The organism is Simplicispira suum, assembly GCF_003008595.1.
GTDB lineage: Bacteria > Pseudomonadota > Gammaproteobacteria > Burkholderiales > Burkholderiaceae_C > Simplicispira > Simplicispira suum.
The window spans coordinates 111,322-136,069 of the sequence record NZ_CP027669.1 but is presented as its reverse complement, the minus strand read 5'-3'; the positions used below and the strand labels follow the sequence as shown (position 1 = coordinate 136,069).

Annotated in this window: 21 protein-coding genes, 1 tRNA gene and 1 pseudogene; 11 read left to right on the top strand and 12 right to left on the bottom strand. The window is 61.2% G+C overall.

What is annotated here, in order from left to right; translation table 11 throughout:
• The first annotated feature begins 34 nt into the window (after positions 1-34).
• The 4 genes from C6571_RS00650 (at position 35) to C6571_RS00635 (ending at position 5,348) form a co-directional block, all read left to right on the top strand.
• A tRNA-Val gene (locus C6571_RS00650) sits at positions 35-111 on the top strand.
• A gap of 357 nt (positions 112-468) precedes the next feature.
• Entirely contained in the window at positions 469-1,593 is a 1,125-nt protein-coding gene (locus tag C6571_RS00645) for a hypothetical protein (protein ID WP_106444972.1), read from the top strand.
• Positions 1,594-2,384: 791 nt separating this feature from the next.
• Complete coding sequence (locus C6571_RS00640) at positions 2,385-3,212, top strand: DUF932 domain-containing protein (RefSeq protein WP_106444970.1); 828 nt, start codon at positions 2,385-2,387, stop codon at positions 3,210-3,212.
• Positions 3,213-3,293: 81 nt separating this feature from the next.
• Positions 3,294-5,348, top strand: coding sequence for a ParB/RepB/Spo0J family partition protein (locus tag C6571_RS00635; RefSeq protein WP_106444968.1), 2,055 nt, complete (start codon positions 3,294-3,296; stop codon positions 5,346-5,348).
• 348 nt (positions 5,349-5,696) lie between these two features.
• Here the strand turns inward: C6571_RS00635 and C6571_RS00630 are convergent, their stop codons facing one another.
• Both C6571_RS00630 and C6571_RS00625 read right to left on the bottom strand, forming a co-directional pair.
• Entirely contained in the window at positions 5,697-6,623 is a 927-nt protein-coding gene (locus C6571_RS00630; protein ID WP_106444966.1) for a LysR family transcriptional regulator ArgP, read from the bottom strand.
• A gap of 67 nt (positions 6,624-6,690) precedes the next feature.
• Positions 6,691-7,722: a 1-aminocyclopropane-1-carboxylate deaminase/D-cysteine desulfhydrase gene (locus C6571_RS00625; RefSeq protein ID WP_106444964.1), complete on the bottom strand. Its 1,032-nt coding sequence runs from the start codon at positions 7,720-7,722 to the stop codon at positions 6,691-6,693.
• 56 nt (positions 7,723-7,778) lie between these two features.
• Here C6571_RS00625 and C6571_RS00620 point away from each other — a divergent pair, with 56 nt between their 5' ends.
• Entirely contained in the window at positions 7,779-8,609 is an 831-nt protein-coding gene (locus C6571_RS00620) for an AraC family transcriptional regulator (protein ID WP_211300680.1), read from the top strand.
• Positions 8,610-8,958: 349 nt separating this feature from the next.
• Positions 8,959-9,267: a DUF736 domain-containing protein gene (locus C6571_RS00615; RefSeq protein WP_106444962.1), complete on the top strand. Its 309-nt coding sequence runs from the start codon at positions 8,959-8,961 to the stop codon at positions 9,265-9,267.
• A gap of 612 nt (positions 9,268-9,879) precedes the next feature.
• Here the strand turns inward: C6571_RS00615 and ltrA are convergent.
• Positions 9,880-11,379: a group II intron reverse transcriptase/maturase gene (ltrA, locus tag C6571_RS00610; protein ID WP_106447946.1), complete on the bottom strand. Its 1,500-nt coding sequence runs from the start codon at positions 11,377-11,379 to the stop codon at positions 9,880-9,882.
• 746 nt (positions 11,380-12,125) lie between these two features.
• Between ltrA and C6571_RS00600 the strand changes: the two genes are divergently transcribed.
• Positions 12,126-12,473 (top strand): DUF2958 domain-containing protein, encoded by a 348-nt coding sequence (locus tag C6571_RS00600; RefSeq protein ID WP_106447945.1) that lies wholly within the window; start codon positions 12,126-12,128, stop codon positions 12,471-12,473.
• Positions 12,474-12,518: 45 nt separating this feature from the next.
• Here the strand turns inward: C6571_RS00600 and C6571_RS00595 are convergent.
• Positions 12,519-12,662 (bottom strand): annotated as a pseudogene (locus tag C6571_RS00595) (helix-turn-helix domain-containing protein); the annotation flags it as partial.
• A gap of 384 nt (positions 12,663-13,046) precedes the next feature.
• Here C6571_RS00595 and C6571_RS20240 point away from each other — a divergent pair.
• On the top strand, positions 13,047-13,370 hold the full coding sequence (locus C6571_RS20240; protein ID WP_211300679.1) for a helix-turn-helix transcriptional regulator: 324 nt from the start codon (positions 13,047-13,049) through the stop codon (positions 13,368-13,370).
• A gap of 173 nt (positions 13,371-13,543) precedes the next feature.
• On the opposite strand, the gene C6571_RS00580 is transcribed toward C6571_RS20240, so the two are convergent.
• The 6 genes from C6571_RS00580 to C6571_RS00555 form a co-directional block, all read right to left on the bottom strand.
• Positions 13,544-14,770, bottom strand: coding sequence for an IS256 family transposase (locus tag C6571_RS00580; protein WP_106444958.1), 1,227 nt, complete (start codon positions 14,768-14,770; stop codon positions 13,544-13,546).
• A gap of 231 nt (positions 14,771-15,001) precedes the next feature.
• On the bottom strand, positions 15,002-15,730 hold the full coding sequence (locus C6571_RS00575) for a hypothetical protein (RefSeq protein WP_146139285.1): 729 nt from the start codon (positions 15,728-15,730) through the stop codon (positions 15,002-15,004).
• 39 nt (positions 15,731-15,769) lie between these two features.
• A complete protein-coding gene (locus C6571_RS00570) occupies positions 15,770-16,237 on the bottom strand; it encodes an RES family NAD+ phosphorylase (protein WP_245901341.1) in 468 nt (155 codons plus the stop codon).
• Positions 16,238-16,287: 50 nt separating this feature from the next.
• Positions 16,288-16,944 (bottom strand): type II RES/Xre toxin-antitoxin system antitoxin, encoded by a 657-nt coding sequence (gene parS, locus C6571_RS00565; protein ID WP_211300678.1) that lies wholly within the window; start codon positions 16,942-16,944, stop codon positions 16,288-16,290.
• Between the two features lie 12 nt (positions 16,945-16,956).
• Positions 16,957-18,021 (bottom strand): tyrosine-type recombinase/integrase, encoded by a 1,065-nt coding sequence (locus tag C6571_RS00560; RefSeq protein ID WP_245901340.1) that lies wholly within the window; start codon positions 18,019-18,021, stop codon positions 16,957-16,959.
• 395 nt (positions 18,022-18,416) lie between these two features.
• Positions 18,417-18,632 (bottom strand): hypothetical protein, encoded by a 216-nt coding sequence (locus tag C6571_RS00555; RefSeq protein ID WP_106444948.1) that lies wholly within the window; start codon positions 18,630-18,632, stop codon positions 18,417-18,419.
• A gap of 191 nt (positions 18,633-18,823) precedes the next feature.
• Here C6571_RS00555 and phaR point away from each other — a divergent pair, with 191 nt between their 5' ends.
• Both phaR and rimO read left to right on the top strand, forming a co-directional pair.
• Positions 18,824-19,360 (top strand): polyhydroxyalkanoate synthesis repressor PhaR, encoded by a 537-nt coding sequence (gene phaR, locus C6571_RS00550; protein ID WP_106447943.1) that lies wholly within the window; start codon positions 18,824-18,826, stop codon positions 19,358-19,360.
• 46 nt (positions 19,361-19,406) lie between these two features.
• Positions 19,407-20,798, top strand: a complete 1,392-nt coding sequence (gene rimO, locus C6571_RS00545) for a 30S ribosomal protein S12 methylthiotransferase RimO (protein WP_106444946.1) — start codon at positions 19,407-19,409, stop codon at positions 20,796-20,798.
• 68 nt (positions 20,799-20,866) lie between these two features.
• Here rimO and efp read toward each other — a convergent pair whose 3' ends face one another.
• Positions 20,867-21,421, bottom strand: coding sequence for an elongation factor P (gene efp / locus C6571_RS00540; protein ID WP_106444944.1), 555 nt, complete (start codon positions 21,419-21,421; stop codon positions 20,867-20,869).
• 139 nt (positions 21,422-21,560) lie between these two features.
• The gene (earP, locus tag C6571_RS00535; RefSeq protein ID WP_106444942.1) at positions 21,561-22,700 is read right to left on the bottom strand and encodes an elongation factor P maturation arginine rhamnosyltransferase EarP; all 1,140 of its coding nucleotides are present in this window, start codon (positions 22,698-22,700) and stop codon (positions 21,561-21,563) included.
• A gap of 55 nt (positions 22,701-22,755) precedes the next feature.
• Here earP and uvrC point away from each other — a divergent pair, with 55 nt between their 5' ends.
• Positions 22,756-24,744, top strand: coding sequence for an excinuclease ABC subunit UvrC (gene uvrC, locus C6571_RS00530; protein WP_106444940.1), 1,989 nt, complete (start codon positions 22,756-22,758; stop codon positions 24,742-24,744).
• Positions 24,745-24,748: the final 4 nt, after the last annotated feature.

The window sequence follows — 24,748 nt, the reverse complement described above, 5'->3', positions numbered from 1 at the left end:
TTTGCTGCTACAATTTCATCTTTCGAAGACACTCAGGCGCGTAGCTCAGCTGGTTAGAGCACCACCTTGACATGGTGGGGGTCGTTGGTTCGAGTCCAATCGCGCCTACCAAACATTGCAAGCTAAACCAGGGCTTGCAGCAGAAGTGTCCGCTAACAAGCGGGCATTTTTGTTTACCCATACGGAAAAAGTACGGAAACAAGAATGGCCTTGCGAGGGGCTTTTGTGTTCGTGTTTCTGGTGCCTTCATGGCACTAGAGTGCTTTGCCTACTGGCTCTGTCGGCGCGGGCATTTGTGTGGGTTTGTGGTTCACACGCCCTCGTTTCGGCTTCCTAGCGCGGCGGTGAGCTGACATGGTGCGGGCATTCGACAGCCCGTTGGCCGCAGTTCGTATTCCCGATGCGTCATCTGCCGATCTATAAAGCTGAGGCCCGTACCGCGAAAGGCTGGATTGAGAGCCGTTGCTGATGATGGAGCATGACGAGGAAGAGGTAAACATCGCGATATGGCTGCCGGCGGACTTTCTGATGGATGATCTGCAACTGGTTTGCGGCCTGCTCACGGAGGCAGATTTTTGCGTTCCAGGCTACATCCCAGCGCCTGTTGGCCTCTACCACCGAGATGGATTCTTCTACGAACACCACGTTGAGGGCATCAAAACCGTCGTGCTGCCTGACCGCAACGTAGTCTCAAGGCTTGCGCAACTGGCTCAGGGCAAAGTTGTGCGCCAAGATGAGCAACTCAGGCTATCTGCTGCCCTGCTGGCATTCGCTCAATGTCTGGATATAGACGTTGAGCCATCTATTGCGTTCCATGAACTGGCCCACAAACAAGGCAACGAGGAGGCATGGTCCGAGTTGGCGTGGTTTCGTGCTGCTGACAACGCCAGACCCCAGGACCTGCTTGATCTCGCGCTCAGTCGGCAGAATGCGCTCGCAGGCCAATACAGCGCCCATAAAGATGTGCCCAGACACGACATGGGTAAGCCCATCAAGCGCTGGAATCGAAACTACATCATTGCGCTCAAGATGGTGGAGTTGGAACAGCAGGCTCAACTTCGACCAGTGGATCGCGCCCTCCGTCTCTTCGACTGGATGCGGGATGAGTTCATGTTTGGTGGCCCGGCGGCCTTGATGGCGAGCGTGTACTTCGCGCCGAACTCGCCCCCTAAGCGGCGAGTATTCAAGGATAAAAACTCCCTGGATCGGGAGGCCGCCATAGCAGGGGTGCGCAATGCCGCTTGGGATCTAACGCACCTGAGCGAATTTGTGCGACGGGTTGCCGAGGAAGGCCACGAAGGGAAAACGCGGTATCTGTTCGCCAGCTTCGATAGGCATCTGCGCAGCATCGCGAAGCTCCTGATTGACTACGGTACTGATCGGGCAGCAGACGACGCATTGCCGCAGGCGCTCTCTCAGTGGTGGGGACGGACTGACGCGGAGCGGATCGTTGCCAGCTTGCGTGCGAATCTTGAACGCATTCAATCGCCTGCTTGGAAGGCGAAAGTCTTTCCGCGGCCTGATTTCATTGGTGAGTTGATTCGTGAAGGTGAACAGCGCGTTCGGGATGCGTCTCCGGGCAAGGCTGTGTAGCGCTGCACGGCAACTGATGGGTGTGCAGCCCATTCCCAAACGTACATTGGTCGACGCGATGGTTCAGGGAATAGGCAGGGCGATACGCCAGTCGGATATCGACGCATTTTTGATGTGTTGGTACCTGTACTGCCATGAGTGACGTGCTACTTCAAATACATTGCGCTCCAATATTTTCCTGGCGTCTCCGGCCAGATCTGGCCGACCGCGCTGTCGTGCTTGCGCATCGAGCCACCCTTGGCGTCTCGCCCCTTCGGGCCTCCATCGTTCCCTCGCCTTGCTCGGCTGACGCCTTCGGCCCGGCTCGTTGAGCCGGGCCTGCGCACTGCGCTTGCCTCCAGGGGATCGGCTGTGCAGCCCATCCCCGCCGCGCTGTGCTTGGCGCCCCTTTGATACCGCCGAACCGGCCTTGCCGGATCGGCCTTCGCGCCTGCGGCGCTGCGCGCTTTCGCTTGCGTGGGGTCGGCGTGAAGAGCGGGCTGTTGCCTGTCCAGCCATCTTTCCTGAATCCATCACCTTGCTCGCGACTGTAGCCCGCGGCCGGGTGCCGTCAAGGCGCGCAGGGCCGTGTCCTCGGCTGCGCCTGCGGGCCGCACCCACCCTGCGCTTGTTTCCTTGACGGCACCCATCCGCGCGCTCCTGACCGTCGCGGGCGATGAACTCAGGAAAGACGGTGGCAACGAGGCCAACCGGGTTCTTCGTGCCGCCCCCACCGGAAGCCCGAAGAGGGCTCTGAATCTAGGAATCCGGTGAGGCTTTTTCAACAGCCAACTTCGTCAGGAGAAATCACCATGCAACTCGCATCCCGTTTCGCGCCGCAATCACCGGTGCTGCGTTCCGAGCATCCTTTGTCGGACGACCAGATCAGGGCCGTGGCCCCGTCCATCTTTGCGCAGGCCCCGCACGGCAGCCGGTCCGAGCGCTACAGCTACATCCCCACGGCGACCGTGCTGCAGGAGCTGAGAGGGGAGGGCTTCCAACCCTTCATGGTCTGCCAGACCCGTGTGCGCCAGGAGGGCCGGCGCGACTTCACCAAACACATGATCCGGCTGCGCCACGCCAGCCAGATCAATGGCCGCGAGGCCAACGAAATCATCCTGCTCAACTCCCATGACGGCACCAGCAGCTACCAGATGCTGGCGGGTATGTTCCGCTTCGTCTGCCAGAACGGGCTGGTGTGCGGCGACACCGTGGCCGATGTGCGCGTGCCCCACAAGGGCGATGTGGCTGGGCAGGTGATCGAGGGCGCCTATGAAGTCCTGAATGGCTTCGGTCAGGCCCAGCAATCCCGCGAATCCATGCAGGCCATCACCCTGGATGCAGGGGAGTCGGAGGTGTTCGCCCGCGCCGCGCTGACCCTCAAGTACGACGACCCGGCCAAACCAGCACCCATCACGGAAACGCAAATCCTGATGCCCCGCCGCACGGATGACGACCGCCGCGACCTGTGGAGCGTGTTCAACTGCACCCAAGAAAACCTCGTCAAGGGCGGCCTGCGCGCCCGCGCTGCCAACGGACGCCGCCAGAGCACCCGGCCCGTGCAGGGCATTGACCAGAACCTGCGCCTGAACCGCGCCCTGTGGCTGTTGGCCGATGGCATGCGCCAGCTCAAGGCCTGAGCTTCGTTCTGAGGGGCGCAGCCCCTCCTGCCATCCCTTGTTTGTCTTGTTTTCCTTTTTTTGTCCGATAGGAGCTTCATCATGAACACCGCTACCTTTCAGGAAACCCAAGCTGTCGCCACGGGCAGCACCGCCGCCGCCATGGCGGCTTCGCAGGAACTGCTGCTCATTCCGCTGTCCAAGCTGCGACCCTCCAGCCGCAACGTGCGCAAGAGCGGCGGCACGTCGATTCCCGAACTCGCGTCCAGCATCGCACGTGTGGGCCTGCTGCAAAACCTCACCGTGGTGGCCGCGCCCGATGGGGAGCACTACGAGGTGGTGGCTGGGCGGCGGCGCCTTGCAGCGTTGAAGCTGATGGTCAAGCGCCGCAAGCTGACGAAGGACCATGAAGTCCATTGCCTGCTGGTGCAGGATGATGCGGCGCGCACCGTGAGCCTGACCGAGAACGTCCAGCGCGAGGCCATGTCGCCCATCGAGGAACTGTTCGCCTGGAAAGACCTTGTGGCCGAAGGCCGCCCCGTGGAGGACATTGCTGCAGATTTCGGTGTGACGCCGTTGGTAGTGCAGCGGCGTTTGAAGCTTGCCAACGTCTCGCCCCGGCTGCTGGCGGACTTCGGTAAGCAGATCGTGACGCTGGAGCAATTGATGGCTCTGGCCATCACCGATGACCATGCAGCGCAGGAGGCGGCGTTCTACGAATCACCGCAATGGCAGCGCAACCCGGACGCGCTGCGCGACCACCTGACCAGTGAAGAGATCGACGCCAGCCGCGATGCGGTGGCGCGCTTTGTCGGGCTGGAGGCGTACGAACAGGCAGGCGGCGGCGTGCGCCGCGACCTGTTCGCGGATGATCACAACGGCATCTTCCTGACTGATGGCGCGCTGCTGGACACCTTGGCGCGAGACAAGCTCGTTCCACTGGCCGAGCAGGTGCGTGCCGAAGGCTGGGCCTGGGTGGATGCCGCTCCGCGTGCCACAGCATCGGACCTGTACCAATTCCAGCGGGCGCGCAGCACACGGCGGGAACCCACCAAGACCGAGGCCAAGCGCATTGCCAAACTGGAAGACCAGCAGGTGAAGCTGCAGGAGCAACTGGACGATGACAACGAAGACATGACCGACGAGCAGGCGCAGGCGCTGCGCGACGCCATGGACGCACTTGGCAACGAACTGGAGGCCGTGGAACGCAAGCTGGTCGAATACCCGGCTGCCGTGGTGGCGCTAGCCGGTGCCATCGTGTCGGTCGATTCCATGGGCGGCATGGTGGTGCACCGTGGTCTGCTGCGCGAAGAACAGGCCAAGGCACTGCGGGATCAGGCGCGGCAGGAAGAGGGTGGGGCGGGCATGGCCTCGGACGCCAGAACCGGCACCGACGAGTCTGCCAAGTCAGGAATCTCGGAGAAGCTGGCCAAGCGCCTCAGCGCGCACCGCACGGCAGCGCTGCAGGCCGAGGTGGCGCGGCATCCCCACGTTGCACTGGTCGCCTTGGTGCACCGCCTTGCGCTGCGGATTATCGTGGAGAGCTATGGGGCGGGAGATTCGGCGGTCAACATTTCTGCGACGCCCCAGGATGGGCTTGGACTGCATGCGCCCGACATGGCAGATGCCCCCGCAGCCGTGGGCATGCGCAAGGTGTGGGAGGCCTGGGCCCATCGCCTGTCCAACGATTCGGACGCGCTGTTCGCCGAACTGCTGGCTTTCCCGCAACAGGAGCTGCTGTCCTTGCTGGCGGTGTGTGTGGCTTCCACGGTCAGCGCGCTGGCTTCGCAGGAAGGAGAAATCCCCGCCACTGCGTTGGCGCAGGCCGTGAACCTCGACATGCACGACTGGTGGACCCCGACCGCCGCAGGCTACTTCGAGCATGTCTCGAAAGCCAAGGCGCTGGAGGCGGTGCAGGTGTTTGCTCCCGATCAGGTGAACCGGCTGGGCAAGCTCAAGAAGGCTGAGATTGCGAGCGAGGCTGAGCGGCTGGCTGCGGGGAGGGGGTGGCTGCCGGTGATGTTCAGGGGCCAGGAAGCGGCTGTCGAAGTCGAAACAGAAGCGGGGCGCGAGGTCGGGGGTGATGCCGATGTCAGCGCCGAAACCAGTGGCAGCGCCGATTCGGAGGTCCACGAAGACGCACACGCTGTGGCGTGAGCATGAAGCCCCGGCCGTTGGGTCGGGGCTTTTTGCATGGGCGCGACGCGCGCGGCAGGTCTGCCGCGCGCGTTGGGACTTCCAGGGCGTGAAGGCCTCCTCACCCTTGCTTGAGTAGTCGCTGCATGACGTGTGCAAGACCGCGATGCTCACGAAGTTGCGCACGATATCAGGCCGACCGCCCGGTCCGCCGCCGTTGCTGCCGCTGGTAAGTTCGAGCCGAGCACCCTGTGCTTGTCACTGAGCAGTCACAGCACATAGTCGCGTCGGAATGTGTGCGCGTTCTTGTCTAGGCCTCCTATCTGGTAATCAGGCTGAACGAGACATGCATTCCGAACGAATGCAAGGCTACGCCGCTAGAGGTTCTACTGACATGTGATTCTGAGCAGCACGGACCAGCGCCGCAGTCAAATGGTCCAGTACTTCAGACTCAAGCGTCCAACAGTGCCAGTACATCGGCACCGCCCGTGACGTGCCCGGGGCAATGTCGCAAAGCCTGCCTTCCCGCAACATTCCTTGCACAAGTAGTCGGGGAAACACACCGGCTCCCCACCCGTCCAGCACGGCCTCCAGGCGCCCCTCGGCGCTGGGCACGAACAGTTGGTTGAGGCGCACTTGGGGAAGCCCTAGCGCCGCCGCAACAAACTGCGCCTGCGTGTCATCTTTGCGATTGAACGCCACGAACGGTATCTCTCGAAAGTTGTCCATCCCCAGGCCTCGTGGGCAATGGCGGCCTGTGTAGGCCCTTTGGGCCACAGCAACATAGTCCATCTGCCCAACGGCCACCACTTTGCAGCCCTTCAAGCCCTGCGCCTGCGTTGTGACGCACCCCTGCACCAAGCCCTCCCTCAGCCATTGGTGTGTGAGTGTGTGATCGTCCGCAATGATTTCCAGCGGATGGCCGTGGTGTGCAAGCTCGCGCAGCGCAGGCAGCACCCAGGTGGCCAGGCAGTCCGCGTTCACGGCAATGGATATTCGCTCATCGTCGAATGCACGCCTGGTGCTCCCTGGCACCAGGGTCCGCAGATCTCGCCCGAAGTCAGCCCGGAGCACACGCAATTGCTTCACGTGCTTGAGCAGCAGTTGCCCTGCAGTGGCGAGCTTGACAGGCCGGCTTCGAACGACAAGAGCGACTCCAATCTGCGCCTCCAGCCCCATGAGCCGCTGCGACACAGCGGACTGGGAGATCAGCTGCCGCTGCGCCGCCCGTTCAAAACTCCCTTCCTCCACCACAGCGGCCAGGCATTCCAATGCATCAGGATCAAATGCGCCCATGACTGAGGGTCCTACCGGGGATGTTACGGAACAGCTGACCTATCGGTTCCAGAATCCAGAGATCCGATCACAGAGTGACGGTGGCAAGCCTTCCGATCGACGACCAAATGCGCTTTGCATAGCTGGGATCAAACACCGCGTGATATCCGCCCGTGTGCCAGAAGACAACTGGCCCCTTCAATTCATTCTTCGACGCGAGATCGACGATGGCAGCCACGGCTTTGCCGCTGTAGATTGGGTCTACAACCACGCCTTCCTTGGAGGCCAGCAAATCGATCGCTTCGTAAACGCCGGCCAGGGGCAGTCCATATCCTTCCCCCAGATAGTCCTCGGTGATGTTGATATGGTCCCGAGTCAACGCCACCTGTGCGCCCAGCAGGCGCGCACCTCCTTGGGCAAACGAGAGATAGGTACCCACCACATCGGAGTACACATCTTCGGCCACCACAATGCCACGGATCTCGCTTTCGAAGCCATGCAGCGCGTTTCCAAGGACCAGGCCAGCGTGGGTTCCGCCAGAGGAACTGGCATGCACGATTGTCCTGGCGGTGCGGCCCTGCTGGCTCATCTGCTGGCGAAGTTCGCCATAGGCAAGGGCAAAGCCGAGGCAGCTGCGTTCTGAAGCACAGCCGATTGGAAGCCGATAGACCTTTTCTCCGGCTTGCTCCAGCTCGCTGACAAGTGACTCCGCGCGCTGGCCCAGCTCATGCCAGCTGATGTCTCCAACAAACCGCATGTCCGCGCCAAAAAGGCCATCGAGCATCAAGTTTCCCACAGGCTCGTTGGGCGCATCATGGCAAAGCAGCAACGTGCATTTCAAGCCGAGGGCAGCACTGGCGGCCGCCACCGCGCGCGTGGCATTCGACAGGCGTGAGCCCTCTGCAACCAGATGCGTAGCGCCGTTTGCCAGCGCGTAAGCCAGCTCCACCTCAAGCTTTCGGACCTTGTTGCCCGCGAGTCCCACGGTGCCGATGTCGTCCCGCTTGCACCAGACCTCAACGCCAATTTCCTGGCTGAATCGCTCCAAAAGTTGTACAGGGGAAGCGAATCCTCGCAGGTCCAGGCGAGGGATTTGTCCAAGCGTTTCCAAGGCAGTCATACCAAAATACTCCAAGCAACATCAGGTGAAGAAACTGTAGTTGGCAGGCATACTGAATGCAGGACAACGCATACGCCACTTCCGACAAAATGACCATGGGCTCAGACACCGGCCAGCGCACGCCATCGCTTCCGGATTCCGTGACGGTGAAAGTCGTGCAACTGCCCGAGGGCGCGGACTTTCCGATAGAGCAGCACCCTTGGGGACAATTCGTCTATCCCCGTGCTGGTGTCATCGAGTTGACCGTCAAGAGCAACCGCTATGCAGCCCCGCCAGACTTTGGAGTGTGGCTGCCGCCCGGGACTGAACACGTAGCGCGGGCTGATGGCGAGACCTCCTACTTTGTCTTGGACATCGACGCCGACCTGTGCACTCGCCTTCCACAGCGCGCCAGTGTTCTTTCTGTGGGCGCTATTGCAAAGGCGATATTTCTGGACTTGCAGAAGCGGCAAGTGCGCAAGCCCCAAAGCCCGGAAGATGTCCGGTTGATGGAGGTGCTGATCGATCAATTGAGCGTCAGCGCACCCGTGGACAGCTTCCTCCCGATGTCGAGCGATGCCGCACTCCGGAAGGTGCTGGAAGCACTCTGCAAGAATCCTGGCGACAGCCGGACGCTTGTTGAATGGGCCAGGTATGTCCACAGCACAGAGCGAACGTTAGCGCGCCGATGTACCCGCGACCTCGGCATGACCTTCCTGGAATGGCGGCAGCGACTTCGGTTGTCGCGGGCATTTGCCATGCTGGCAGACGGCCTTGCGGTTCAAGTGGTGGCCCAAAAGTTGGGATATGGCACCACCTCCGCATTTATTGCGATGTTTCAGAAAACGATAGGCACCACGCCGAATGCGTTCCGGGCCCAGGTGCGGGATAGTGCGGAGCTTGGCTGAAGGGATGCGTCAGAGCGCTGCGGTGGCGGTTTGGTGCTGCAGCCGGGCCATAGGTCCTTTCGGACAGGTGCGCATCCACAGCAGCCTTGTTTTACCGTGAATCCTGGCTCAGGCACGGCAGTGCTGCACTTCGTTGGCGCCGCCTCGGGCTTGTTCGCCGCAACCGTCCGGCCCGACAAATTTCCCCTCCGCTGCGCAGATTCCTCGCGCGGCAAATTTCTCGGGCCTCCCGGTCCTTCGCTGCGCTGCGGCCCCGCTTCGCTGGGGTGCGGCGCGCCCGACCCTCGCCCATCGGATCACGCCAAGGCCGCGATGGGCGCGACCTGGATAACCTCGAAAGGACTTCATCATGGCCAACATCGGCACCTTCACCGCACAGAACGGCAACTACACCGGCACGGTTCGCACCCTGACGCTCAACGTCAAGGTCCGGCTCGTGCCTAGCGACAAGGCAAGCGAGAACGCTCCGGACTACCGCGTCGTCGCTGGCAACGGGCTGGAGATCGGCGCGGCGTGGAAGAAACTCAGCAAGGCGGAGCGCCCCTACCTGTCCGTGACCCTGGATGACCCGTCGTTCCCTGCCACCCTCTATGCCCGCCTGGTCGAAGGCGAGGACGGTGCGCACAACCTGATCTGGTCGCGCAGCAAGGGCGACTGACGTCGCCCTCGGCGCCCCGCTGGAGTGGGGCGCTTTTGTCCCATGGCTTCGGTGGTGAGGGCGGTGTGCGAGTTGTTTCGCCCTGTAGTGCGGAAATACGAGAAAGCGTTCATCCGTGTTTGCGGATGGGCGTATTTTTGGATCTGTGGATTTGCTGGTCTGTGGGTTTCTGCAAACCCGTCGCGATGGGTCCACGAGTCTGCGGTTTTCCGTCAATGTGTCTTTGCGGATTTACGGATGTGTGCGTCTCCGGCCTGGCCGGACCGCGCTGGCGTGCCGTGCACCGAGCCGCCGATAGCGTCTCGTCCCTGCGGGCTTTCATCGCTGACGCCTTCGCCCCTGCGGTGCTGCGCGCTGCGCTTGCCTCCTGGGAATCGACCTGCGGCCCATCCCCGCCGCGCTGGGCTTGACGTCCCCTTCGATACCGCCGAACCGGCTTGCCGGATCGGCAGGGAGGGCTGTGTCTCCGAGGACCGACTTATTTGGTGGGCGGGGCTGGCTTGCTGTTCCCTTCACCGTATCACGCCGTCGGGTAGCAGCGGCGCATTACTGCGCCGCCGCCCCCTAAGAACCGGACGTGCGAGTCACCCCGCATCCGGCTCAAGCCATTCTTCAGCACCACAGGCTGGCACCGAACAGTTTGACGGAACGTTTCGAGGCTCGACGGCGGTCCAAGTATTCAGTCCATGCCGGGTCGAACGGGTTGGCGGCTGCAGGGATTTTGACGTGGCGCGTGATTGCCACCGTCATCGCACGAAAGAGCTGGATACCAACAGTTTTGCCGTCGGCAGAGCCCCTTGTTGCGAAGTCCCCGTTCCGATTCCCGATCGTCCGGAAGTACCGCTTCTTGATCCACCATGCACTTTTGGCGGGATGCCTGCGCTTTGCCCACCTCCAAAGCATGTGCCAGATGAAGTCATCGACTCTATTAAAGGTTGTTTTCGCGGCAGCGTGGCGGTGGTACATGGCCCAACCACGGATCACCGGGTTGAGCAGTCGTATCACTGCCGCTTGCGTGGCGGTTGCATTCCCTTTAATGATTGCCCTCACCTTGTCCAGCAGCGACTTGATGCTCTTCTTTGCTGGCTTGGTCAGGCACTGGCGACCGTACTTGCGCACGTTCTGACCCAGGAAGTCGAACCCTTGCTCGATATGCGTGATCCGGGTCTTCTCCTCCGACAGTTCCAGTCCGCGTTCCGCCATGAAGCGGCGGATAGCAGGCAGAACCTGGGATTCGAGCACGTCTTTCGACGCGCCTGTGACCACGAAGTCATCGGCGTAGCGGATGACGTTGAACTTGGCCCTGCGATGTGCGCGCTCCGATCCTCCGGCGCTCGCGAGAACCGCAGCCTCCAGGCCGTCCAACGCCATGTTCGCGAGCACGGGCGAGATGATCCCTCCCTGGGGTGTGCCAGCCCGACTCTCGAACAGGGCCCCTTCATCGACATAGCCAGCTTCCAGCCATTGGCGCAGGATCGCCTTGTCCATCGGTATGTGCTTCAGGAGCCAGGCATGGCTGAAGTTGTCGAAACAACCTCGAATATCGCCTTCCAGAACCCACTCTGCCGACGTGCGATGCGACAGGCAGTTGAAACACTGTTCGATGGCATCAGCGGTCGAACGTCCTGGCCGGAAGCCATAGGAGTTCAGGTCCGCTCGCGTCTCCGCGATGGGTTCCAGGGCGAGCTTCCACAAAGCCTGCATCGCCCGGCACCGCATACATGGAATTCCCAACGGACGCATCTTCCCATTGCTCTTGGGGATGTAGACCCGTCTCAGCGGCATCGGGCGGTAGCCACGATGCCGCATCGACAGCATCCCTTTCCATCTGGCCGCCGGGGTCAGCCAGACCTTCCCGTCTACCCCCGGCGTTCTCTTGCCTCTGTTTTCCGTCACTCGCTTGACGGCAAGCAGCTTGCCGCTGTGCGAGCGGGTCAGCAGACGCTGCAGGGCTTTCGCCTTGCCCCACCTGCCTTCCCGAACTGCCTTGGCGATACGCATCTGAAGCCGTTTCACCTCTGCCTCGATGCGGTTCCAGTTCACCAGATCCCACATCAATGCATCGGGCAAGGACGCACCAGCGCCTGACACCGGAATGTCGTTTGCCGTCATCTGCTTTTCCTCGTACAACGGTTTGTCAAGACTCTCTCGCCATGAATGACCTCGCGGAAGTCTGCCCGCTTTCGCGTCGGGCGATGTCGCAGCCCGTATCCCGGCCATTACAGCCGGGCATTCGCTTTCTCCGCGTTCCTTTACCCACCACGCCCACAGCGTCCCTCGCGGTTCGCCTGCCGTTGCCGGCAGCGTGATGGGCTTACCCTGTTCCGCATGAATTTCCGGATGGTGCGGACCCGTCCTGTGCGCCGGCGGCATTCCTGTCCATGATGGTCCAGAGAACGAAGACCATGCCTTGCCGCGTACCTTTTGGTTCGAGCCTGTCAGCACATTTGGCTCGATAGACGTTACGGCGCTTTTGCGGACGTTCACATGTGTTGGTCGTACCCATCCATCCCTTGCTCCGATCCGCATTTGTGCTAGCAGATTCCACCTTGCCTCGCGGCTCGGCGTACCGGTTAGACCGGCGGCTACGTTGTCCCCGGAGCTTCACACCGAGCCGTTGCCAGCTCCGCATGTCCGGGTAGGGAACAGCTGATGGAACAGCCGGTTTCATCAAGTCATTTCTTCCTCCTGAAACAGAAATTCAAGCGACCTCAGGTCGCACGTTCTCGCCGTCAAGGTCTGCGCGTGCGGTGCACGCTGGCGTCCTGGCGGCCGTCTGCGAACCCTGACGGCTGCGCTGCGCCGTGCTGCTTCCGGTCTCGGGCAATTCCGCCCTGATTCCTTCCAAGGAGAAGACCATGAAGAAGCTCATCACGGACGAACAACGCGGGCAACTGCTGGCCAATGGCCGACAGTCTCTCGAACAAGACAACTTCGACCCCGCTCCGGTGGTCAAGTTGTTCACCCCGGACGCTGGTGCGACTTGGCTGCTGAGCGAGATGGACCCGGACGATCACGACAACGTGTTTGGGCTGTGCGACCTGGGTCTGGGCTATCCCGAGTTGGGCTGGGTCAGTCTGGCAGAACTTGCGACTGTGCGCGGCCGGCTGGGACTTCCGGTGGAACGGGACCTGTACTTCACTCCGCAGAAGCGGCTGAGTGCCTACGCGCGTGAGGCGCGCCTTGCGGGGAGGATTGTGGCGTAACCGCAGCGCGTTGGCCGTCAGTATTTACCGACGGCCAACATAGCGTCATCCCTCGCTCTTGGGCAACCGGGCCTCGGTTTCCAGCATCAGTTCGCAGGCGCTGCGGCCCAATGCCCGTGCGATCTTCAGGATCAACGCCAGCGTCGGCATGTGCTCTCCACGTTCGATCTTGCCCATGTGCGAGCGCTCGCCTTGAGCAGAGGCTCGGGGATGAACGTCAGATTGCCCTTTGCCTTGGAGCATGCAACGTAGAGTTTGTTGCGTGTCACCCCGTTGATATCTCGAAAGCTTCCATTCTGCTCAGTTTCAGCCCCAAGCAGCATGGTGCTCCGTCGGCAGCGCATCAGGTGCTTTGAATTCGGTGATCATGAAGGCTGACGGCAGTCTTTCCTAACAAGCCGTACTTCATGCGGTGGTCAGGGAGGATGGTGGCGCGACCAGGGACGGTACCGGGTGTTCGAAACGGCTTTGCTTGCATGCGCTCCGCTGCGCTGCTGTGAGTGGATGTGGTTGGGCTTCCTTGGCACCCTTCGAGGGTCGCGGCGACTTGCCGCATGATCAGGAGTGCAGGCTATGAATGCCTACGAACAGGCCAAAGGAGCAATGCGTCCTTGGCAGGGCTGCGAGGAAGAAACGTTGAATCGCGCCGCAAGCCTTCTGCAAGAGGCACTTTCTTTGTTGAGCGGTAGTGGTCCTGGGTTGTTGCCTGCCGTCAGTGACGAGGACCGCCTCATCCGACTTCCCGAGGTCCTCCGTCTGACTGGCATGTGTCGTTCTGCTCTATATGAACAGATGTCTCGGGGGCAGTTTCCGCGTTCGGTCAAGATAGGGCCACGGGCAGCTTCATGGTCTGCTCGAGCGGTGCGTAGCTGGATATCGGATCGAATTGCGGAATAGTTTGCCGGTATGAACAATCAAAGTAGGGGACATGCTTCTGACCCCCGAAATGAGGCCAGAAGTTGGCTCCACGGCCAAAGGACTTGACTGTAGTTGTCCGGTCTTTTTCAATCAGACTCTTTTGTTGTGGGGGGCTCGGGCGTGTCCGAATTTTTGTGTAAACGGTTCGGACTTCAGTTGACGGAGATGCGGTCACCGAACTGAATGGTAAAGCGGGTCAGCGCAGCCTTCCAATCGCGGATGGGCATGGTCCACTTCTGGCTGATGTTGCGCAGGGCCAGGTAGAACAGCTTGGTCAGCGCCTCGTCGCTGGGAAACGACCCTCGGTTCTTGCTCAGCTTCCTCAGCCCCATGTTCACCGACTCGATGGCGTTGGTCGTGTAGATGACCTTTCGGATTTCCGCCGGGTAGTCAAAGAACCGCGTCAGCCGGCTCCAGTTCCTGCGCCAGGACTGGCCAATGGGCAGGTAGTCCGAGTCCCACTTGGCTTCGAACTCGCCCAGGCGCAGCTCGGCCTCTTCGGCGGTGGCAGCCTGGTAGATGTGGCGCAGGTCCGCCGCAACATCTTTTCTGCGCTTCCACGAGACGTAGTTCAGGCTGTGACGCACCATGTGCACGATGCACAGCTGAACCACAGCCTTGGGGAACACCGCCTCAATGGCATCGGGGAAGCCCTTGAGCCCGTCAACGCAGGCGATGAAGATGTCCTGTACGCCCCGGTTGCGCAGCTCGGTGACCACCTGCAGCCAAAACTTGGCACCCTCGGTCTGCGCCAGCCACAGGCCTAGCACCTCCTTCTCGCCATTCATGCTGATGCCGATGGCCAGGTACACCGCCTTGACCCGCACCGCGCCCTCGCGCACCTTCACATGGATGCAGTCCAGGTAGACGATGGGGTAGATGGCGTCCAGCGGGCGGGCCTGCCAGACCTTGACCTCTTCGCTGACGGCGTCCGTCACTAATGAAATCAGGCTGGGCGAGACCTCGGCGCCGTACATCTCCTGCAGGTGGCTCTGAATCTCGCGCACCGTCATGCCACGGGCGTACAGGGAGATGATTTTGTCGTCCAAGCCGTTCCAGCGGGTCTGGTGCTTGGGGATGAGCTGGGGCTCAAAGCTGCCGTGGCGGTCGCGTGGCACTTCGATGGGAAGCTCGCCGAACTCGCCCTTGAGGGTCTTCTTGCTCTTGCCGTTGCGGGTGTTACCACTGGCATTGGCCACGGCCTCGTGGCGTTCGTGACCGAGGTGTTCGGTCAGTTCGGCGTCCAGCGCCTTCTCCACCAGCAGTTTGGTCAGCTGCTTGAGCAGCCCGTTCTCGCCAAACAGGTCTTCAGGCTTCTTGTAGTCGGCCAGCAGGCTGGCCAACAGTTCTTGCGGTACTTCGTGCTTCTTGGTTGTCATTGTGTTTGCGGACAAGCAGGCTCTCGCCTGCGGTGGATTGTCCGTTTACACAAAATTCTGCACACCCTCGGTATAGGCTCGTCGGGCATCGGCAAGTGCAAGGTCAGGGCGCTGAGGGGCTCCTGTTGTGATCTGGGACTTTGTTTGTAGCGCGGCAGCCCTCTGACGGGCCGTCTCACGAGCGGGCTGAAGGATGTGGCAATTCGTGCTTTGTGCTCTGCGCAAGTTGAGTCAGAAACTCTTGATCTCCGGAGCATGTTGTGCCACATCTTGGTTCAAGGTGTGCGCTAGGCGCTCATGATGTACAGGATCTTTGGTGGACATGGCATCGCCGATGTGCTGTTCGATTTCGACCAAAGGGATGGTCCACATGTGATCGAAGAAGGCTTTCTCGATCGCTCGAGCGGTGTGCTTGTCGAACATGCCGACAGGTGGGCTGAAGTAGTCCAGCGCATAGCTGAGCTTGGTCCAGACGAGCTGGTCCAGCGGAAAAACCTGCTCCGGCGTGCGTGCGGCATGCAACAGGTGGGCGATCTCGTTCCCGACGCGCAGTTCAAAGGGAATGATCGTGACGCCGAGGCTCAATTCGTCGATAAGCGCGGCCGTCTTGCGTCGCGTGGCTGAGTCCGACTGCTTGAAAACCTCCAGGAAGCAACTGTCTGAGATGGGGCAGAAGGCACGATGCTCGGTGACAGTCCGCCGTAGTGCCGCCAAGAGGTCGCTGTAGGGGTGAGGCGTGTGGCCGCTGGTGGCCTCCGCATCCCGCAGCCCGATCCAGAACTTGAGGTCCAGGTAGATGGCGCGTCGCCCTTGGAGGCTTTTTGCCAGTTCTATCTGTCTATTGCGAGCATGCCGCCGGAGATCCACCTCTGGGTGGGCTCGATGGGCGTCAATGGACGCGGCGACCGCTATGGAGTCCGCTGGCGTTGGTGCGGCGCGACGTACCGGGTTGTCGTTCATCGTTGGGCTTGTCGATGGCGTTGGCAGCCGCTATTCGGGTTACGGCCGGGGAGGGTGGAGACGAGTGTCGAGGACGAAGGGAGCCTGCGAGTGCGAGCGGTAGCGACTTTTGGCGATGCCCGGTTCGATCACCAGGTTCCAGCTGAAGCGGGACACGGCGCAGGGGAAAAGCACGAGTCCGTGCTGCGCCAGGAGTTGGCTTCCGAAAGCTTGTTGGCCGGCGCTGGGCTTGCCGGGGATCAGCCAGGCGGGGTTGGGCACGTCCTCTGGCTGCACGATGTGAATGGGTTCTTTCGTGATCTCGATGCAGGTGAGTACATGCGGCTGGGTGTCCAGTACCGGAAAACCTGCATGGACCGCAACTTCCAGGATTGCAGTGCTGGGGTCCACCGAGCAGTACACGGCGCGCTGTCCTTTGGCGTTCCAGCGGCCGCCCAGCTTTTCGGCGCCGATGCCGCTGTCCCAGGTGGAGGCGTAGTGCTGCCGGTCCAGGCGCCACGCGAGCATAGGATCGCCCGCCCCAAGCTTTGGGACAGGCATCATCGGGTGCTCGCGCTTCAAGCGTAGACCCCGTACTCGATGCGATCCAGAAGTTCTTCGACGAGCTGAGTGCCTACGGGTGTCGCCAGCAGATCGATTGGCTTTTGCTGATCCAAGCCTATCGCAGGCGATGTCAGCCATTGCACAGCAGTTTCTCGACTGCCGAGGACTACCGTGGCCTTGGCGACCACTTCCGCAAATTTGAAGGCACGCCCACCTTGCGCCACGCTGAGTGTGTCGCTTTGGGCGCCCTTCTTACGATGAAGTGTGCGCAGGCTGATGCCGAGCGCTTCACTCAGCGTATTGGAGGGAAGGGGCTCAATCGCCTGCGCCAAGTGGGTGATAGAAGCACTGGGAATGCCATGCGAGACCCAGAGGTGGACGTCCAGAAGGTTTTCGGGGCGGCGAGAGAAAACTTCGTCCCCACCCAGCATTTCGAGTGCTATTACTACGTGCGTGCCATTGGCGTCAATCAGCGCGCTGTAGCGTTTTCTCAACTCGGCCGAGATGTGAGGTTGATGGTCATGGGCCAGCACCCAGGATCCCGTGGTTTCTGGGCTGCGCGAGTGGGACTGTTTGGTCTTCATGGAAACACCTGTTATGCCATTTGGCACTTGTAGTGTGCCATAAGGCAATGCGTCGTGGTGTTTTCTTGCGATGGAGGAGGAGGGCATGAGGGACTTTCGTCAGAGCGCGAGTGTGGCCAGGGCGTTTTTCGCGTGCTCGCGGGTCAGGTGGCCGTAGTACAGCTCGATCATTCGCACGGAAGTACCCGAGATTTGGGCTACGGTCAGGGTGTCCAGCCCGGTCTGCACTAGGTCGGTGATGGTGCTGTGGCGCAAGGTGTACATGGTGGTACCTGCGGGCAGGTCTGCGGCGGTCACGGCATCGCTGACCGGGTGTTTCCAGGCGTCCTTGTTCCAAGCCTTGCCATTGGCTCGACGGAAAATCGGCGCTGTTCCTGGCTGGTCCCTGCAGAGCTCTTCGAAAAGCTTGGCTGTTGTTTGCGGTAAGGCGATGCGCCGACCCTGGCCGGCTTTGTCGCTGCCGACGGAGAGGGTTTGAAGGCGCGGGTCGTATTGGGCGACCTGTAATTTCGCCAATGCACCCGGTCGCAAGGGCACCAGGGACATGCCCCGGAGAAACTGAGCAAGATCATCAGCCGCGTGCGCGATGAAGGTGCGACGCTGCTCGATGTTGAGATACAGCTCGCGTCGGCGGTCCACACCCTTCAGGGGTTTGAGCTTGCTACGCCATGCGAAGTTGGTGGTGACGAAGCCATCTTCCAGGGCGAGGTTGAGTGCAGCCCGGAAACATGTCATGTCCCGATTGAAGGAACTGTTCGAGCGAGGTTTGCCGTTCTTCTTGGGCTTGTCCTGCAGCGCTTTGCGCCACGCTGCGATGTGGCTGGGCGTTAGCTTCGCCAAATCCATCGCTGCCAGCTTGGGATCATTCAGGACGTAGTTTTTGAAGCGCTGTTCCGCGTCATGTGCGGCTTTCTCAGAGCGCATGCGGCGCTGGTGGGTCACGTAGTGGTCGCAAGCGTCCTTGACCGTAGTGACGGTGGTCAGGCCGCCTCTAGATATGTGCTCAAACCACTGCGCAGCAGCGCGGGTTGCTAGGTCGTAGCGCTGGTGATCTGGCTGCAGTGAGAAGTCGCCGAGGGCCTTGTAGGTCTTCTTGCGAGTTCCCTCGTCGTAGTAGCGTGCGACCCAGGTGCCTGCGCCGCCCGACATCTTGCGGTAGCCCACGTGGCGCCCCTTGCTGAGGGGGGCCCAGTAAGGTTCTCGTCGAGGTGCGAGACGAGCGCGCTGAGTGACTTGGTGGATGTGCTGCATAACCCATCTCCCGATCCAGGCAGACCTTAATGAAGTACGGAGGCTGTGCGGAAATTGTACGGAAAAAATGGGTGGAAATGTCTGGAGATTGTTGGATAAAAAATCAAAAATTGTTAATGAAATCAAGTCCTTAGATTTCCATGGAGGTCCTTGATTTTTGCGTTGACATGGTGGGGGTCGTTGGTTCGAGTCCAATCGCGCCTACCAAAAATGGTAGTGAAATCAAGGGTTCGCAGACATGCGGGCCTTTTTTTTCGTCCAATCTGACCCGTCGCGAGCAGCAGCGGGTGCAGACAGGGCCTGCCGTCTCAGGTTGTGCGTGACCAATTGCGTGTTGATCGTGGCTGGACCTGTATATCCACGGCCTTGAGCACCTCGGGGCGCCCGGTGACTGGGTTGGTATCGACAACATCCTCCAGCGCGATGCGGCTCACATCGGAGTGTGTCTCGGCCTCCAGTTCGTCGAGCACCGAAGCCACTTTTTTCTCTGCCTGCGTGATTTCTTTGGATTCGGACGGGGGCATTGGCGGGCTCCATAGGGCGGGGTGGAGTTGAGTGTGCAGGCGCTTGCCGCGCTGCACCTGTCAGCCAATGGCCTTTGGCGGCGTGCGAACTTGCCGCTCTGCTCAGGGTATTCCTGCGCGTCGCCTGGCCGGGGGCTGCCTAGAATGTGTTGCAGTGCAATAGCGGGCCGGAGGCCTAAGGAATGTCTGAAATGCCCGAACAAAAAGCTGCCCCCGTTAGCAAAGCGGCGGCGCGTGTCATCAAGAAATATCCTAACCGGCGCCTGTACGACACCAATACGTCAAGCTACATCACACTCTCGGAAGTGAAGCATTTGGTGATGGAGCGCCAGCCGCTCGTGGTGCGCGATGCGAAGTCGGGCGAAGACATCACGCGCAGCATCTTCCTGCAAATCATTCTTGAAGAAGAGGCGGGCGGGCGTCCCATGTTCACCGAGGCGGCGCTTGCCAACATCATCCGTTTTTACGGCCATGCCATGCAGGGTTTCATGGGTAGCTACCTGGAGAACAACGTGCAGGCGTTCACCGACATCCAGGCGAAGCTTGCGGAGCAGGCGCATGGCATGACGCCCGAGGCCTGGACGCAGTTCATGGGAGGCCAGGCGCCTATGGTGCCGGGCCTGATGGGCAACTACGCCGAGCAGTCGCGCACACTGTTTTCTCAAATGCAGGAGCAGATGCAAAAGCAGACCGAGCAGATGCTCGGCGCCATGGGTTTGAAACGCTGACGCGCATGTCCTCCGCCATTTTCTGGCGGTACAGGACAATACGGGGATGAACGACGTTGTTTCCCCACCCAAAATTCCCAAAATCGGCTTCGCCAGCTTGGGCTGCCCCAAGAACCTGACCGACTCCGAGCTGATCCTCACGCAACTGAGCGCCGAGGGCTACGAGACCTCCAAGACCTTCGAGGGCGCAGATCTGGTCATCGTCAATACCTGCGGTTTTATTGACGATGCCGTGCGCGAGAGCCTCAACACCATTGGCGAGGCGCTGGCTGAAAACGGCAAGGTCATCGTCACGGGCTGTCTGGGCGCGCGCCAAGGTGAGAGCGGCGGCAACTATGTGCAGCAGATGCACCCCAGCGTGCTCGCAGTGACGGGTGCGCAAGCGACGCAGGAAGTGATGGATGCGGTGCACCGCAACCTGCCCAAGCCGCATGACCCCTTTGTGGATCTGGTCCCCGGCGCGTTTGGCGTCGCGGGCATCAAGCTCACGCCGCGCCACTACGCTTATTTGAAAATCAGCGAGGGCTGCAACCACCGCTGCACCTTCTGCATCATCCCCTCGATGCGTGGCGACCTGGTCTCGCGTCCGGTGGGCGATGTACTGGCGGAGGCGAAAGCGCTGTTTGCTGGCGGCGTCAAAGAGCTGCTGGTGATCAGTCAGGATACCTCGGCCTACGGCGTGGATGTCAAGTACCGGACTGGTTTCTGGGATGGTCAGCCGGTGAAGACCCGCATGCTGGAGTTGGTGCAAAAGCTGGGGGAAATCGCCGAGCCCTATGGCGCCTGGGTGCGTTTGCACTATGTGTACCCGTATCCGAGCGTGGACGAGGTGATTCCACTCATGGCCACGGGAAGAATACTGCCGTATCTGGACGTGCCATTCCAGCACAGCCATCCCGACGTCCTCAAGCGCATGAAGCGACCGGCCAGCGGCGAGAAAAATCTGGAACGCATCGAGCGCTGGCGCGCGGCCTGCCCCGAAATCGTCATCCGCAGCACCTTTATCGCCGGCTTCCCCGGCGAGACGGAAGAAGAATTCCAGCATCTGCTGGACTTCCTGCGCGAGGCTGAGATCGACCGCGCAGGTTGCTTTGCCTATAGCGACGTGACGGGCGCTGCTGCCAACCAACTGCCGGGCATGCTCCCGATCGAGCTGCGTGAAGAACGCCGCGCGCGTTTCATGGCGGTGGCCGAAGAGGTGTCGATTGCCAAGCTGCGGCGCCGCGTGGGTGCAACCATGCAGGTGTTGATAGACCACGCGCCCGGCTTAGGGCGCAAGGGCGGTGTGGGCCGCAGCTACGCCGATGCGCCCGAGATCGACGGCGTAGTGCAGTTGCTGCCGCCGGAGAAAATCAGCAAGCAGCTTAAAGTGGGCGAATTCACCCGCGCCCGCATTGTGGGCGTACAGGGGCACGACCTGGTGGCACAGCCCATCTGAGCGGGGCAGACCGCGCAGCAAGAAAAAAGGCTTCCCGAAGGAAGCCTTTTTGTTGCGCTCGTCATGCCCTAGACGCGCTTGCGGTATTCGCCGGTACGGGTGTCGATTTCAATCTTGTCGCCTTGCGAGACAAACAGCGGCACCGGCACTTCAAAACCAGTGGCAATCTTGGCAGGCTTCAGGACCTTGCCAGAGGTGTCGCCCTTGACGGCGGGCTCAGTCCAGGTAACTTCGCGCTCGACGCCGGTGGGCAGCTCGACCGAAATGGCTTTGCCGTCGTAGAACACCACTTCGGCGGTCATGCCGTCTTCGAGGTAGTTCAGGGCGTCGCCCATGTTCTCTGATTCCACTTCGTACTGGTTGTAGTCCGGGTCCATCCAGACGTACATGGGATCGGCAAAGTAGGAGTAGGTGCAATCCTTCTTGTCCAGAATGACCTGGTCCATTTTGTCGTCGGCCTTGAAGACGACTTCGGTGCCGAAGTTGCCGATGAGGCTTTTGAGCTTCATGCGCACCGTGGCCGAGTTGCGGCCGCCGCGGGAGTATTCGGTCTTGAGGACGACCATGGGGTCCTTGCCATGCATGATGACGTTGCCGGCGCGGATTTCTTGAGCGATTTTCATAGCGTATTGCTGGGTTTGGGCCGCTCAATGCGAAGCGCCAGCGTGCCGGTGGGCAGCCGCGCCGGAGCATATTCCGCGGCGGAGAATGCGCGGTGCCGGAGCAAAATGCGGCCGGCCCGATTGCGCAAAGCCTGCCATTTTAGCGTTTGCTCTCGCAAAAACCCAGTAGCTGAGTCAACAAATCGTTTTGCAGGAGCAAACGGGTGCGCGCTGCGCGCATGCAAGCGCCCCAGTTTTGCAGCACCTCAGCGTTTACCACCGGGAGCGGTCCAGGTGCCAGGCCATTCCATACGGCATGGAAGTGGCGCAGGCCGGGGGGCGCCTGCAGCCAGTCAAGAAAGGCCTCCAGTTTGGGCCCATGCGCGCCATCGTCCTGGGGGTAGATATGCCAGACCAGCGGCTCGCCCGCCCACAATGCGCGCACCAGCGAATCTTCGCCGCGCACAAAATTCAGATCGCAGGCCCAGAGCAGCTCGTCGTAGGCTGGCTGTGGGCGTGCATCAAGATTCAAAATATGTAGCTGCTCAGGCTTACCAGATAAGCGCTGGGGGCCAATTTGGCCCAAAATTTTCTGTCTGGCAGCGCATACGGCGCGCTGGGCGCGGCCGGCTGTGACCAGCAGGCGGGTCGGCTCGGCCACGGCTTGTTCGCATTGCTGCAGCCAGTCGACCAGCGCAGGTGGTTCGTAGCAAAACAGCGAAACCCAGCGCTCCCCTTGGGTTGGTGCATCTCCCCCTTGTTGGCGTCGCCAGACATCGCGATCGAATGCCTGGACGCATTCCATCAAACCGCGTTCACGCAGCAAGCCACCAGTGTCCTCACCAAAGCCGGGGTAATAAAACCACTTCGTCCAGCCGGCTGCCGGCCCATGCAGCACGGGGCTGGGCAGGCCATGGTGGCGGCCCACCCATGGTTCGGCCGAAAGGTATTCGAGGTTGATCCATACGGGTTTCTTGGCTCCAGCGCTTACCTGATTTACGCACGCAGCTATAAATTCAGGAGCGATCTCGCAGCCGAAGGCTTCCACCAGAACGTCGCTCGCAGGTTCGTGCGCAGCAGGCAGTGCGCCCCAGCGGCGCACATCAACGCCCGCTGCCCCCTCAGGCGCCATCCAGGTCAGCGCGGATGCGTCGTCCACCCACAAGCGCACGCGCTGGCCATTGGCAGCCAGCTGGCTGGCGAGGCGCCAGCACACGCCGATGTCACCAAAATTGTCGACGACGCGGCAGAACACATCCCATTGCCGATGAGGGAATTTTTGGGAGGGCAGGGCGCTCATGCGTCAATTGTCCACAGCTTGCGTAGGCTGCAAGCCAAGTTTGCACAATAGCGCCATGTCCGAAATGCATTCCGAAGAATTGCTCGCCCAGGTGGCGGCGCTGCCCCCGCTGCCCGGTGTGTACCGCTATTTCGACTCGGGCGACGTGCTGCTGTACGTGGGCAAGGCGCGGAACCTGAAAAAGCGGGTGTCTAGCTATTTCACCCGGCAGCAAGACGGTACGCGCATTGGCCACATGGTGGGGCGCATCGTCCGCCTGGAGACCACGGTGGTGCGCTCGGAAGCCGAAGCGCTGCTGCTGGAAAACAACCTCATCAAGACGCTCCAACCTAAGTACAACATCCTTTTTCGCGACGACAAGAGCTACCCCTACCTGAAGATCACTGGCGTATCAGCGAAAGATGGCACGGGGGACGACCCAAGCCAGCGTTTTCCGCGCCTTGCGTATTACCGCGGCAAAACCGACAAGAAACACCGCTATTTCGGGCCCTACCCGAGTGGCTGGGCAGTGAAGGAAACCATTTTGCTGCTGCAAAAGGTGTTTCGCCTGCGTACCTGTGAAGACACGGTGTTTGCCAACCGCACGCGTCCCTGTCTTCTCTATCAGATCAAGCGCTGCAGCGCGCCATGCGTGGGTCTGATTTCGCCCGAAGCCTATGCTGTGGATGTGGCGCATGCCGAAGCCCTGCTTCGCGGTGAGGCGGGAGCGGTGATGGAGGCTTTGCAGCAGAGCATGCTGGCGCACGCCGAACGCCTCGAATTTGAGCAGGCGGCCGAGGTGCGCAACCAGATCACCGCACTCTCGCGTGTGCTGCACCAGCAATCGGTGGAGACGACGAGCGACAAGGATGTGGACATCCTCGCCGTGCGCGTGCAGGGTGGGCGTGCCTGCGTCAACCTGGCCATGGTGCGTGGGGGCCGGCACCTGGGTGACCGGGCCTATTTTCCCGTGCATGTGGACGACGCGGTAGCCCTGCAGGATGTGCGTGCAGATGAACCTGACGCAGAGCAGGGCCAAGGAGTATCGGGCACCGACGACGAAGCCAGCCCAGTCTTGCGTGTGGAGGCGTTGGTGCTTCATGCCTTTGTCGCCCAGCACTACCTCGACGTACCGGTACCGCCAGTGCTCGTCACCAGTGAACCGGTAGAGCGCAGCCTGCTCGACGCGCTGGGTGTGCAAGCGGGCGTGCGCATTGCTGCGGTGCATCAGCCGCGCGAGCAGCGCCGCGCCTGGTTGGACATGGCGCAGAACAACGCGCAGCTGCAGCTCACCCGCCTGCTTGCCGAAGAAGGCTCGCAGCAGGCTCGCACCCGCGCGCTGGCGCAGGCGCTGGATGTGTCACAGGATGATCTGGACATTCTCCGAATCGAGTGTTTCGACATCTCGCACACGGCGGGCGAATCGACTCAAGCATCGTGCGTGGTGTTTCAGAACCACAAGATGCAAAGCAGCGAGTACCGGCGTTTCAACATTGATGGCATCACCGGCGGCGACGATTACGCCGCCATGCGCCAAGTGCTGCTGCGGCGCTACAGCAAGGTGGCCGAAGCGCAGCGCGAAGCGGGCGGCGCAGAGCCCGCGCGGGGAAGTGCGCGCCTGCCCGATCTGGTGCTGATCGATGGCGGGAAGGGGCAGGTAGGTGTGGCACGCGAGGTGTTTCAGGAGCTGGGCCTGGATATCGCGCGCATCGTCGGCGTCGAGAAAGGCGAGGCTCGCAAGGTGGGCCTGGAAGAGCTGGTGTTTGCCGACGGGCGTGAGAAGGTTTACCTCGGCAAGGACTCGGCTGCGCTGATGCTGGTGGCGCAGATCCGCGACGAAGCCCACCGCTTTGCCATTACCGGCATGCGCGCGGCCCGGGCTCGCGTGCGCACGGGGGGCAGCCGGCTGGAAGACATCGCTGGCGTCGGCCCCAAGAAGCGCGCGCGCCTGCTGCAGCGTTTTGGTGGGGTGCGCGGGGTGGCAGAGGCGAGCGTGGCAGACCTGTGCACGGTGGATGGCATTTCACTCGAACTGGCACAGGAAATCTACCGCGCGCTGCGATGAGGTC